The organism is Desulfocurvus thunnarius, assembly GCF_055390965.1.
In genome coordinates this window covers 86,971-99,956 of the sequence record NZ_AP042411.1, presented here as the reverse complement: position 1 = coordinate 99,956, position 12,986 = coordinate 86,971, and the positions used below count along the sequence as shown (strand labels likewise).

The following is a 12,986-nucleotide window of genomic DNA, read 5'->3' as shown; positions in this document are numbered from 1 at the left end:
GGGGCTTCCGGTGGCGAAACGGGGGCACTCATGCGGCAGGGCAGGGGGAAGATGAAGCGGAGCGCAGGCCCGGGCCGGGCGCCAATGTTACATTTTCGCCGTTTCGTTGACACGAAATCGCCGGGCCGCCTATGGTGGCGCCCTTTCCCCCCGCCGTGCGCGGGGGGCGCAACCTCATGCCGACACCCGCCGGGCCGCCCGCCCGGCGGCGGGGAGCCCGAAGAACATGACCAGCAACGCGACTCCGGCCCCGGGCCGGAACGAACGGCCCGCGCGCGTGGCCCCCGCCGTGCGCCTGCGCAGGGGGGTGGCCGTGGTGGCCAATCCGGCGGCGGGGCGCCTGCGCGGCGGGCGCTCGCGCGGGCGGCTGGACGCCGTGGCCCGCCGCCTGGGCGCCCCGGTGCTCGGGCTGGACTGCGCCAGCGCCCCGGAGTTTCGTCACTGCGTGGCCGAGGCCTCGCGGGATTTCGAGGTGCTGCTCGTGGCGGGCGGCGACGGCACGTTCACCGACGCCCTGAACAGCGAGCGCGGCCCCGCCGCCCTGGGCTACCTGCCTTTCGGCACGGGCAACGCCCTGGCCTGGGCCCTTGGGCTGCCCGGAGCCCGGGGGCGCTACCTGGAGCGCGTGCGGCGCGGGGCCGGGCGGCCCGTGGGCGTCATGCGCGTGGACGGCGCGCGCAAGGCCTTTTTCGCCAGCATCGGCATCGACGCCCTGACCGTGCGCAAGTACAACGAGGCGCGGATGGGCCACGGCCTGGGGCGCTACGCCCTGGCCTTCCTGGCCGCCCTGGCCGAGCACGACCCGGCGGACCTGGAAATCCGCTCGGCGGGCGCGGTGCTCCGCGTGCCCCGGGCCCTGGCGACCATCGTCTCCAAGCACCCGTTCTACGGCTACGGCCTGCGCGTGAACCGTGGCGCCATCACCGACCCCTGCCTGCACGTACGGGCCTACGACCGCTCGCGGCTGGCGGCCCTCAAGGCCCTGGCGGCGGCGGCCCTCAAGGTCGCGCCCACCACGGGCGTCTTCCACCACGGCGCGGCCTTCACCATCGCCTGTGACCGCGAGCAGGCCCTGCAACTGGACGGCGAATGGGGCGGCACGGGCCGCGAATTCCACTTCGAGCTGCTGCCCGAGAGCGTGCGGCTGATTCTGTAGCCGCGCGTCGGGCTCTGGCTTCTGGCCTTTCATGTCCAACGAAAAACCCCGCCGAAGCGGGGTTTTTCGTTTTCTGCCGTCCACGAGGCGCACGCCGGGCGGCGGGGAGGAATCAGCCGTCGGCGTTGAGCTTGGCGACGATCTCTTCCAGCACCTTGGCGGCGCGCTCGTTGTCCACCTGGCAGGTGCCCACGGCCTGATGGCCGCCGCCGCCGTAACGCAGCATGAGCTGGCCCACGTCGGTCTTGCTGCCGCGGTTGAGGATGCTCTTGCCCACGGTGAACACGGTGTTCTGCTTGTTCAGGCCCCAGAGCACGTGCACGGAGACGTTGGCCTGGGGGTAGAGGGCGTAGACCATGAAGCGGTTGCCCGCGTAGATGGTCTCCTGGTCGCGCAGGTCGATGACCACCGCGTTGCCGCGCAGGGCGGAGTTGTCCAGCAGCATCTGGCGGAAGAGCTTGGCCTGGTCGTTGTAGCGCTCCACGCGCTCGCGCACGTCGGGCAGTTCCAGGATCTTGTCCACCGGCATGGCCCGGCAGTACTCGATGAGGTCTTCCATGAGCCGGTAGTTGCTGATGCGGTAGTCGCGGAAGCGGCCCAGGCCGGTGCGCGGGTCCATGATGAAGCCGAGCAGGATCCAGCCCGTGGGGTTCAGGATTTCATCCTCGGTCAGCCGGGCGTCGTCGACCTTGTCCACGGCGGCCATCATCTCGTCGAAGTCCTTGGGGAACTTCTCGTGCCCGCCGTAGTATTCCCAGATGACCCGCGCGGCGCTGGGGGCCTGCTTGTAGGCGCCCTTGAACTCGAAGCCCGCGCCCAGGCGCGCGGCCTCGGAGGCATGGTGGTCGAACCACATGCCGCAGCCCTTGACGTAGGGCACGTTGGCCAGGATGTCGTTCTCGGACACTTCGATGGTGCCATCCTGCAAATCCTTGGGGTGGGCGAATTTCCATTCGTCGATGAGCCCCAGCTCGTTGAGCAGGACGGCGCAGATCAGGCCGTCGAAGTCGGAACGGGTAAGCAACCGCATGGATGTCCTCCTTGATTCTTGCGTCGGGGAGCGTCGGGGGCCGTCGGAGCGGGCTCCCGTGGCATTCGATTGACCACCATGTAATATGCCCAATTGAATTTTATTGTCAAAGTATTTGAAATGCGCGGCAGCCCAACGCTCCCGGACTGCGGGCCGCGGCCGGGGCGGGACGCTTCGCGCGGGCCCGGGGGGGCCGGATTTCTGGCCCGGGTCAGCCCTCGCGGGGCAGGGCGGCCAGGGCCTGGCTGCGCAGTTCGCGCAGGTGGCGGCCCGACTCCTCGCCCCGGCCGCGCCACTGCCCGGGCAGGGTCACGGCCAGCATGGCCCGCAGGTCGCGCCGGGCCAGGGGCGCGTGGTCCTGCCCGTGGTCGGCCAGCACGAGGCGGAACAGTTCGTCCACCAGCCGCGCGCGGTGCAGGGCGTCCAGCAGGTCCACCCGCGTGGCCGGGCGCAGTTCGGGGTAGCGCGCGGCGGTCATGTGCAGGGCGGCGGCCAGCTCCCCGGCCTGGATGAAGCGGTTGGGCAGGGCCAGACGCCTGCCCATGGCCTGAGCCAGGGGCGCGCCCAGGCGGTCATGGCCGTGGTGGCGCGGGTGGTGCTCCGGGGGCGTGGCCGTCTTGCCCAGGTCGTGGACCAGGGCCATCCAGCAGGGCAGTTCGTCGCCCGCCAGGCGGTCCATGACCTGGGCCGTGTGTTCCAGGGCGCTTTCGTCGTGCCAGGGCGCGGGCCCGGCGGGTATGGCCCCGGCTCCGGCCAACTCGGCCAGCCAGGGCGCCAGGGCCCCGGCCCGGGCCAGCATGCGCAGCAGCCGCCCCGGCGCCGGGCTGCACAGGGCCTTGCGCACCTCGGCGCCCACGCGCTCGGGGGGCAGGGCGGCAAAGCCCGCCCCGGCGGCGGCCCGGGCCATGGCGGGCACAAGCTCCGGGTGCGGCTCGAAGTCGGGCATGCGCGCCAGAAAGCGCGCCGCGCGCAGCACGCGCAAGGGGTCGTCGTCCAGGGCGGTCGGCCCCACGGGGCGCAACAGGCGCGCGTCCAGGTCTTCCAGGGAGTGGGGCAGGCCCACGGCCAGCTCGCGGACGCGGGCCGGGTCCGGCTCGGCGGGATAGTCGGGCAGGGGCAGGGCCAGGGCGTTGATGGTGAAGTCGCGCGCCAGCAGGTCCGCGCCCAGGTCGGCCAGCAGGTCGCAACTCTGGGCCCCGCCGCAGCAGGCCGTGCGTCCGCCGTCGCGCGGGAAGGCGTACTCCCGCCCGTCCAGCAGGAAGACAGGGAAGGTTTTGCCGACCTGATACGCCTTGGGGAAGCGGCGCAGGAACTGGGCCGTGGTCGCCCCGAGGACGAGATAGTCCCTGTCGCGGGCCTCGCGGCCCAGGAGCATGTCGCGGACGGCGCCGCCGACCAGACAAATGAGCATGGCCCCAGCAATAACAGGCCGAAGGAGCCTTGCCAACCGCCGCGCGGCGGGGGCATGAATACGTCGAATACGCAAGGGTTCGGCCTGTATTCATACGTCGACCACGCACGCGGACAACCGTGATTACCGTGATTACAGGTGTAATCACGTTGCACGTTGCAATCACAAATTGACCACGCACGCACGCGCGCGTACAACTGCGCCCATGCGCGTGCCAGCGGGAGTGAGCCTCCTGGGCCCGGGGTTGGACGGCCTGTCCGGCCCCCTGAATCCGGATGATCTTGGTGCCGTCCACCCGGTGTGGGCGGCGGATGTTGCCGCATACGGCCCCTGGAGCCGCGACGGGCAGGGCCTGTATCGCGCGGCCGGGGCGCCGGACGGCGCGCCGCTGTGCGTCTGCGGACCGTGCGCCTCGGCGCTGGACGTGGCCTGGGCCCTGGTGCGCGCGCAGGGGCTGCCCGAGTGGGGCGCCGTGCTGGCCACGGCCCAGAGCGCCGGGCGCGGGCAGTTGCGCCGGGCCTGGAGCGGCGCCCCGGGCGACATTCTGGCCGCGTGGCGCTGGCCGCTGCCCCCGGGGCCCTGGGCGCCGCTGCTGCCGCTGCTGGTCGGCGCCGTGGTGGCGGACGAACTCGCGGCGCGGGGCGCGGCCGTGCGTATCAAATGGCCCAACGATCTGCTGGTGGACGGGCGCAAGGTCGGCGGCATCCTGGTGGAGGAGCGCGGAGGCGTCGTGGTGGCGGGCCTGGGGCTGAACCTCGGCGGCGCGCCGCGGGATCATGAATTGCGCGACGCCCGGGCGCCGCGCGCCGCCTGCCTGGAGCCCGCAACGGCGATAAAATCGATTTTCGGCCTGTGGCGGAGTCTTGTGGAGCGGGCTGAAAACTGGTACATCTTGAAAGTTTCCGGCGGCAGTCCTGCACAATTTCTGGAAGACTTGACCCTTCGTCTGGCCTGGGTGGGCCGGGAGGTGAGGGTTTGCGAGGCGGAGAGCGAGTTCACGGCCCGGTTGCTCGGTCTGGCTCCCGACGGGGGGCTTGTCCTTGAGCGCGCGGGGCGCAGGGTGACCTTGCACTCCGGGAGCGTTTTCCTGCCTTGATGCGCGGGCTCCGCCGGGGGGAAGCACGGACGGTTTTCAGGATCATCAGCCCAAAGGGAGTGTGTGGAATTGTCTGAGCAGCAGAAGCGTCCGAAGCCTTTCAAGGAAGTGCTGGCGGAGCTTGCCGGCAAGAAGATTCTCGTGGCCAACCGGGGCATCCCCGGGCGGCGCATCGCCCGGACCATCCGCGAAATGGGTGGCGCCGTGGCCATCATGACCGCCACGGACGTGGACAAAACCTCCCCGGTGCTCTCGGGCGTGCAGGAGCTGATGCTCCTGGGCGACAACCCCAGGGCCTACCTGGACATCGACCGTATCATCCGCAAGGCCAAGGCCCGGGGCATCGTGGCCATCCATCCCGGCTGGGGCTTCGCCGCCGAGGACGACTCCTTCCCCGAGAAATGCAAGCGCGAGGGCATCCTCTTCCTGGGCCCCGAGGCCAAGGCCATGCGCCTTCTGGGCAACAAGGTCGAGGTGCGCCGCCTGGCCAAGACCCTGGACGTGCCCGTCGTGCCCGGCTCCGAGGGCGCGGTGAGCATCCCCGAGGCCCGGCGCATCGCCGAGGAGATCGGCTACCCGATCATGCTCAAGGCCGAGGGCGGCGGCGGCGGCCGGGGCATCTACGAGGTCTTCCGGCCCGAGCAGCTCGAGGACGCCTTCTCCAAGGCCTCGGCCATGGCCCAGGCCTCCTTCGGCAACCCGCGCCTGTTCGTCGAGCGCCTGCTGACCAGCGTGCGGCACATTGAAATCCAGGTCATCGCCGACCGCTTCGGCAACGCCTTCGCCTTCGACGAGCGCGACTGCACCGTGCAGCGCAACCACCAGAAGCTGGTGGAAATCACGCCCTCGCCGTGGGCGGGCATGACCGCCGAACTGCGCGAACGGCTCAAGGAATACGCCGTCCGGCTGGTCAAGGCCGTGAACTATTTCTCCCTGGCCACCGTGGAATTCCTGGTCGACCAGAGCGGCACGCCGTACCTCATCGAGGTCAACACGCGCCTGCAGGTGGAGCACGGCATCACCGAGATACGCTACGGCGTGGACCTCGTGGAGGAGCAGATCGCCGTGGCCTTCGGGGCCAAGCTGCGCCTGAACAAGCGCGACACCAAGCCCCTGAACCACGCCATCCAGGTGCGCATCAACTGCGAGGACCCGCAGAAGAACTTCGCGCCCAACTCCGGGGTCATCACGCGCTACGTCTCCCCGGGCGGCCCCGGCATCCGCCTGGATTCGTGCATCACGGCGGGCTACGAGTTCCCGTCGCAGTACGACTCGGCGGCCTCGCTGCTGGTGGCCTACGGCGCCTCGTGGAAGAAGGCCCTGCGCGTCATGGACCGCGCCCTGCGCGAGTACCACATCGGCGGTGTGAAGACGACCATCCCCTTCCACCGCCAGATCGTGCGCCACCAAGCCTTCCGCGACGCCGAGTTCGACACCAACTTCGTGGCCAAACACCCGGAGTTGATGGACTACGTGGACTGGGAGCCCGAGGCCCTGCGCCTGTCGCGGCTCATCGCCGAAATCTCGGCCAAGGGCTACAACCCCTACGTGCAGCTCGGCGAATACCGGGGCCGGCGCGACAAGCGCATGGGGCGGCTGGACGTGGTCCTGCCGCGCATCTACCCCAACGCCTACAAGTACCCCTATCCGCGCGGCGACCGCCAGGCGACCCTGGACTACGTGCGCGACTCGGGCATCGTCCATTTCACGGACACCACCACCCGCGACATCACCCAGTCCAACAGCGGCAACCGCTTCCGCTGGGCCGAAGACAAGCTCGTGGCCCAGTACCTGGACAACTGCGGGTTCTTCTCCCTGGAAAACGGCGGCGGCGCGCACTTCCACGTGGCCATGCTGGCCAACATGACCTACCCGTTCACCGAGGCCGCCCTCTGGAACGAGTTCGCGCCCAAGAGCCTGAAGCAGATCCTCATCCGGTCCACCAACGTGCTGGGCTACAAGCCCCAGCCGTCGAACCTCATGCGCAAGACCGGCGAGATGATCAACGAGCACTACGATGTCATCCGCTGCTTCGACTTCCTGAACCATATCGAAAACATGCGACCCTTCGCCGAAGTGGCCCTGGCCAGCCCGCGCAACATCTTCGAGCCGGCCATCTCCCTGTCCTGGGCCAAGGGCTTCACCGTGCAGCACTACCTGGACGTGACCGAGGCCATCCTGGCCCTGGTGCGGCAGGTCGCGGGCGTCAGCGCCAAGAAGGCCCAGAAGCTGTTCATCCTCGGCCTGAAGGACATGGCCGGGGTCTGCCCGCCGCACTTCATGCGCGAGCTGGTGGGCGCCCTGCGCCGCAAGTACCCCGACCTCGTGCTGCACTACCACCGCCACTACACCGACGGGCTGTTCGTGCCCGCCGTGGCCGAGGCGGCCAAGGCCGGGGCGCACATCGTGGACACGGCCATCGGCGCCAGCGTGCGCTGGTACGGCCAGGGCGAGGTGCTTTCCACGGCGGCCTACATGGAGCAGGAACTGGGCCTGAAGACCAGCCTGAACAAGGAGATGATCCGCACCTGCAACTTCGTGCTCAAGCAGGTCATGCCGTTCTACGACCGCTACGCCGCGCCCTATTTCCAGGGCATCGACTACGACGTGGTGGACCACGGCATGCCCGGCGGGGCGACCTCCTCCTCCCAGGAGGGGGCCATGAAGCAGGGCTACATCCACCTGCTGCCCTACATGCTCAAATTCCTGGCCGGAACGCGCCAGATCGTGCGCTACCACGACGTGACCCCCGGCTCGCAGATTACCTGGAACACGGCGTTTTTGGCTGTGACCGGGGCCTTCAAGCGCGGCGGCGAACGCGCCGTGCGCGACCTGCTCGATGTGCTCGAATACGTGGTGGCGACCCCCGAACGCGACATGTCCGACAACATGCGCCGCGAGCGGCTGGCCATCTACTGCGACGCCAACGACGCCTTCCGGGGGCTTTTGCTCGGCCAGTATGGCCGCCTGCCCCTGGGCTGGCCGCCGGACTGGGTCTACGAGAGCGCCTTCGGCTGCGAGTACCGCAAGGCCCTGGCCTCGCGCACCGAGGGCACGCCCCTGGCGACCCTGTGCGACATGGACATGGACGCCGAACTGGAGGCCCTGCGCGGGCACATCAAGCGCGAGCCCTCGGACGAGGAGTTCGTCATGTACCTGAACCACCCCGGCGACGCGCTCAAGACCATCCAGTTCCAGCAGAAGTTCGGCGACCCGAACAACCTGCCCCTGGACGTGTGGTTCGAGGGCCTGGAGCCGGGCGCGGAGCTGACCTTCCAGGACTCCAAGCGCAAGCCGCACATGATGACCATCCTGGACATCGCCGAGCCCGACGAACGCGGCATGAGCATCGTGCGCTACGTGCTCGACGCCGAGACGATCTCCGAGCAGGTCAAGGTCGCCCAGGGCACGGGCGTGGTCAAAAGCACCGTGGAAATGGCCAACCCCGACGACCCGCATCAGGTCGGATCGCCCTCCAACGGCGACCTCTGGATCATGTATGTCTCCCCGGGGGATGTGGTCCATGCGGGCGAAGAGCTGTTCAACATCTCGATTATGAAGCAGGAAAAGGCCGTGCTCTCCCCGGTGGAGGGCGTGGTGCGGCGGGTGGTCAAGTCCGCCAACTACAAGGACGACAAGAAGATGGTACCCGTCGTGGAGGGTGAATTGCTGGTGGAGATCGGGCCCATTCCCAGGACCTGCCCCACCTGCAAGGCCCACGTCATCGACGAGCGGTTCAAGTTCTGCGCCGAGTGCGGGCAGAAGCTGTAGGTGTGAGGCACCGCGCACGCCGGGCCCCGGAAAGGCGCCCGGCGTGCGCGTCCATCCCAAGCGCAAAGGGCCGGACTCCGGGGATGGGGGCGGCCCAAGTGGAGCATTCCCGTACCATGCCGTAAGGAGGAGAGCATGGCCAAAGCCAAAAAAGCCGAGCAGGGCAAGGGCACCGAAGCCGCCGGGAACCAGACTGAAACCCAGGCCGCGACCGCCGGGGTACAATCCGGACTCCAGGCCGCGACCCACGACGTTGCCGCCCTGCGCAAGCAGATCGTGCTGACCGGGGCCGAGATTACGGCCATCGGCGAGGAATCCGAGATCCTGGTGGGCGGCAAGAACTACAACACCGCCATCATCAGCCAGGTGTCCGGCATCCGCGCTCCGCAGTTCCGGGCCATTTCCTCCATTGCCTTCCACAAACTGCTGGACGAGACCAAGGTCAACGCCGCCCTGGTGCGCGCCACTGTCGATGCGGAATACAACCGCGTGGACTGGAGCGACGAAGAGGTGAACAAAGACGCGGACTTCCTGCAAAAATTCGTGCGCAACATCGCGCGGGTGGTCCGCGAGGGATCTTCCAGCGGGCCGCTGGTGCGTCTGCGCACCTTCGTCAACAACGTCGTTGACGGCTTCGCCACCTCCCCCGAGGGCATCGACCAGCTCCGCAAGCGCTCGGTGCTCGTGCAATCGGCCATTCTCTCCGTGATTCTGCCGCCCGAGGTGGAGCAGGCCGTGCGCTTCGCCTACCAGGGCATTTGCAAGGAGGCCGGGCTGGAAGACGTGCCCGTGGCCGTGCGCTCCTCCGCCGCGGGCGAAGACAGCCGCAAAAAGGCCTTTGCCGGGCTTCAGGACACCTACCTGAACATCGTGGGCGAGAACATGTGCGTCGAGGCCTACCATTGGGATTGCGCCTCGGCTTACAACCTGCGCTCCATGACCTACCGCCGCGAGGCCATTCTCGACGCCATCGCCCGCGCCGAACGCACCGGCGACGACGAGTACGCCGCCCAGGCCAAGAAGGAATGGGCCATCGAGAACACCTCGCTGTCCGTGTGCATCATGCGCATGATCAACCCGGTGATTTCGGGCACGGCGTTCTCCGCCGACACAGCCACCGGCTGCCGCGGCACGGACAAGAAAGAGCTGGTTTCCATCGACGCCAGCTACGGCCTGGGCGAGGCCGTGGTCGGCGGCATGGTCACCCCCGACAAGTTCTACGTCTTCGAGCGCGAGGACGGCGCCGAGGTCGTCATCCGCTTCATGGGCTTCAAGGACAAGAAGATCGTCTACGACCCCGAGGGCGGCACCAAGGTCGTCAAGGTCGGCGACCTGGAGGCCTACCAGTGGGCGCTGTCCCTGGCCCAGGCCGAGGAGGTCGCCCGGGGCGTGCGCGGCATTTCCAGGGCCTACGGCGGCATGATCATGGACACCGAGTTCTGCATCGACAGCTCCGACCGGCTCTGGTTCGTCCAGGCCCGGCCCGAGACGCGCTGGAACGAGGAGTTCGAGCTGCACCCCAACACCATCTTCATGCGCCGCCTGGAGGTGGACCCCAAGGCCCTGGTCCGGGCCGAGGTGGTCATCGAGGGCAACGGCGCCTCGCGCGGGGCGGGGCAGGGCACGGTGCGCTTCCTGCGCTCGGCCCTGGAACTGAACAAGATCAACAAGGGCGACGTGCTGGCCGCCGAACGCACCGACCCGGACATGGTGCCCGGCATGCGCATCGCCTCGGCCATCCTGGCCGACGTGGGCGGCGACACGTCCCACGCGGCCATCACCTCGCGCGAGCTGGGCATCCCGGCGGTCATCGGCATCCAGCGCGCCGAGATCCTGCGCAGCCTGGACGGCCAGGAAGTCACCGTGGACGGTTCGCGCGGCAAGGTCTACCGCGGCTGCCTGCCGCTCATGGAGGTCGGCGGCGAGATCGACACCGCCGCCCTGCCCGTCACGCGGACCAAGGTCGGGCTGATCCTGGCCGACGTGGGCCAGGCCCTGTTCCTGTCGCGCCTGCGCCAGGTGCCGGACTTCGAGGTCGGCCTGCTGCGCGCCGAGTTCATGCTCGGCAACATCGCCGTGCATCCTCTGGCCCTGGAGGCCTTCGACAACCGCAGGCTGGAAGTGCTGGTCAACCGCAAGCTGCGCCAGCTCGACGCGGAACTGACCAAGATTCTGCGCGACCAGTTGGCCACCGGCGTGCATACTCTGGACCTCAAGCTGCGCGAGTACGTGGGCGTGGTCAGCGGCCTGGGCCGCGAGATCGCCGGGCTCACCGAGCGCGAGGGCTCCCGGGGCGGCACCGACGAGGTGCTGGCCATCCACCGCCGCCTGCGCGAGCTGGACAAGAAGCTCGACACGCACCTGGAACTGGCCACCCAGCGCCTGGACGTGCTCAAGACCTCCGAGGATCTGGAAGCCCACGTGGCCGTCATCATGGGCTACACCGAGATACTGGAGGCCCCGGGCCATGACCCCGAGGTGGAAAAGCACCGCCAGGACGCCCTGGAGGCCGTGCAGGCCCACTGCGCGCGCATCCAGGACGAGCCCATGGTCCAGGACGTGCTGGAGCGCATCGGCCGCCTGCGGGCCGAGGTCGCCCGTCAGGTGGGCCTGGAAAAGGAGATCGAGGATGTGCGCACCCTGCCCGGGAAGATTCGCGAGCTGATCCGCTCGCGCGGCTTCCGCAACGGCAAGGAGCACTACGTCCAGACCCTGGCCCAGAGCCTGGCCCTGTTCGCCATGGCCTTCCACGGCCGCGACATCATCTACCGCACCACCGACTACAAATCCAACGAGTACCGCAACCTGCTCGGCGGCAACCTCTTCGAGGCCTATGAAGACAACCCCATGATCGGCTACCGGGGCGTGTCGCGCAATCTCCACGACTGGGAGATCGAGGCCTTCAAGCTGGCGCGCGGCGTGTTCGGCGGCAAAAACCTCCAGATGATGCTGCCCTTCGTGCGCACCCTGGAAGAAGCCCGCAGCATGAAGCGCTACCTGGAGCAGGTCCACAAGCTCAAAAGCGGCAAGGACGGGCTGAAGATCATCCTGATGAGCGAGATTCCGGCCAACGCCATCCTGGCCAAGCAGTTCCTCCAGGAGTTCGACGGCTTCTCCATCGGCTCCAACGACATGACCCAGATGGTGCTGGCCACGGACCGCGACAACGCCCGGCTCCAGCACATCTACGACGAGGAGGACCCGGCGGTCGTCTGGGCCATCCTGGTGACCATCTTCACCGGCCAGAAGTACGGCAAGAAGGTCGGCTTCTGCGGCCAGGGCGTGTCCAACAGCCTGATCATCCGCGGGCTGGTGGCCATAGCGGGCATCGTCTCGGCTTCGGTGGTGCCCGACACCTACCACCAGACCAAGCTGGACATGGCCGCCGTGGAGGCTCTGAACATCCCGGCCTCGCGCCTGGGCGCCTGGATTCGCGAGCAGCACCTGAACCGGTTGGTCAAGCTCATCGAAGAGCAGAAGTACGGACACATTCTCAAAAAATACAAGACCTCCGCCGACTTCATGGAGTGGTACGAGGGAGAGCTGGCGCGCTTTGCCGAGCAACTGCGCGACAACCTCGACGCCGACAAGGAGGAGTTCTACCGCCAGGAGCTGGAGCGTTTCCGCTCGCTCTTCCACAAGCCGGTGATCTACGCCGACTGGGACTGGGAGGCCACCGTGAGCGACGCGCTGCACCAGTCGGGCTTCAAGGACTTCGAGGAGCAGGCCAGGGCCCTGGAAATCCAGCGCGGCAAGATAAGCTAGCCCGCCGGAACCGACGAAAACACCCGAGCCCCCTGTGGTCACGCCCCGGGGGGCTCGTTTTTCCGGACAGGAGCCGCCATGCCCCGCCGCGATCCCCTGCGCCACTGGCGCCGCCACGTGCCCGAACTGGGTGCGGGGCTGGCCGAACGCCTGCTGGAGCGCGCGGACGGCCTGCGCGCCCGGGCCGAGGTCTTCCCGCCCCGGGGCCAGGAACTGCGCGCCCTGGAGCTGACCCCGTTCGACGCCGTGCGCGTGGTCGTCCTGGGGCAGGACCCGTACCACGGCCCCGGCCAGGCCCACGGGCTGGCCTTCTCCGTGCCGCACGGCGTGCCCGCGCCGCGTTCGCTGCGCAATATCTTCAAGGAACTCGGAGCCCCGGCGGACATGAGCCCGGACCTGACGCCCTGGGCCGGGCAGGGCGTGCTGCTGCTCAACACGGTGCTCACCGTGGCCGCCGGGCGGGCCGGGTCCCACGCCGGGCTGGGCTGGCAGGAGCTGACCGACGCCGTGGTCCGGGCTCTGGCCGCAGGCCGCGAAGGGCTGGTCTTTCTGCTGTGGGGCGCCCAGGCCCGGGCCAAGGCCGCCCTGGTCGACCCCGGACGGCATCTGGTCCTGGAGGCGGCCCACCCGTCGCCGCTGTCGGCCCATCGCGGCTTTCTGGGCTGCGGCCATTTCATCCGGGCCAACGAGTGGCTCGCCGCGCGCGGGCAGGCGCCCGTGCGCTGGATTACCCCGTCATAGTCATAAGGAGCATTGC

The 12,986-nt window shown here is 68.7% G+C and carries 7 protein-coding genes; 5 read left to right on the top strand and 2 right to left on the bottom strand.

Features of this window, described 5'->3' with window-relative positions:
* Positions 1 to 226: 226 nt before the first annotated feature.
* Positions 227 to 1,156, top strand: coding sequence for a diacylglycerol/lipid kinase family protein (locus tag ACZ5KV_RS00410; RefSeq protein WP_464240368.1), 930 nt, complete (start codon positions 227 to 229; stop codon positions 1,154 to 1,156).
* Positions 1,157 to 1,268: 112 nt separating this feature from the next.
* Here the strand turns inward: ACZ5KV_RS00410 and ACZ5KV_RS00405 are convergent, their stop codons facing one another.
* Entirely contained in the window at positions 1,269 to 2,186 is a 918-nt protein-coding gene (locus tag ACZ5KV_RS00405; protein WP_464240367.1) for an exopolyphosphatase, read from the bottom strand.
* A gap of 211 nt (positions 2,187 to 2,397) precedes the next feature.
* A complete protein-coding gene (locus ACZ5KV_RS00400; RefSeq protein WP_464240366.1) occupies positions 2,398 to 3,597 on the bottom strand; it encodes an HD domain-containing protein in 1,200 nt (399 codons plus the stop codon).
* A gap of 223 nt (positions 3,598 to 3,820) precedes the next feature.
* Between ACZ5KV_RS00400 and ACZ5KV_RS00395 the strand changes: the two genes are divergently transcribed.
* From ACZ5KV_RS00395 to ung, 4 genes are all read left to right on the top strand, one after another.
* Positions 3,821 to 4,693 (top strand): biotin--[acetyl-CoA-carboxylase] ligase, encoded by an 873-nt coding sequence (locus tag ACZ5KV_RS00395; protein ID WP_464240365.1) that lies wholly within the window; start codon positions 3,821 to 3,823, stop codon positions 4,691 to 4,693.
* A gap of 69 nt (positions 4,694 to 4,762) precedes the next feature.
* Positions 4,763 to 8,464: a pyruvate carboxylase gene (locus ACZ5KV_RS00390; protein WP_464240364.1), complete on the top strand. Its 3,702-nt coding sequence runs from the start codon at positions 4,763 to 4,765 to the stop codon at positions 8,462 to 8,464.
* A 135-nt stretch (positions 8,465 to 8,599) separates the two neighbouring features.
* Positions 8,600 to 12,229 carry a PEP/pyruvate-binding domain-containing protein gene (locus ACZ5KV_RS00385; protein WP_464240363.1) on the top strand — a complete coding sequence of 1,210 codons (3,630 nt, stop codon included), beginning with the start codon at positions 8,600 to 8,602 and terminating at the stop codon, positions 12,227 to 12,229.
* 78 nt (positions 12,230 to 12,307) lie between these two features.
* Positions 12,308 to 12,970 (top strand): uracil-DNA glycosylase, encoded by a 663-nt coding sequence (gene ung, locus ACZ5KV_RS00380; RefSeq protein ID WP_464240362.1) that lies wholly within the window; start codon positions 12,308 to 12,310, stop codon positions 12,968 to 12,970.
* The last annotated feature ends 16 nt before the right edge of the window (positions 12,971 to 12,986 follow it).

Bases quoted from the DNA above. Each gene is read 5' to 3' on its own strand.
- ACZ5KV_RS00410 (WP_464240368.1), top strand. From the start codon at position 227: ATGACCAGCAACGCGACTCCGGCCCCGGGCCGGAACGAACGGCCCGCG.
- ACZ5KV_RS00405 (WP_464240367.1), bottom strand. From the start codon at position 2,186: ATGCGGTTGCTTACCCGTTCCGACTTCGACGGCCTGATCTGCGCCGTC.
- ACZ5KV_RS00400 (WP_464240366.1), bottom strand. From the start codon at position 3,597: ATGCTCATTTGTCTGGTCGGCGGCGCCGTCCGCGACATGCTCCTGGGC.
- ACZ5KV_RS00385 (WP_464240363.1), top strand. From the start codon at position 8,600: ATGGCCAAAGCCAAAAAAGCCGAGCAGGGCAAGGGCACCGAAGCCGCC.
- ung (WP_464240362.1), top strand. From the start codon at position 12,308: ATGCCCCGCCGCGATCCCCTGCGCCACTGGCGCCGCCACGTGCCCGAA.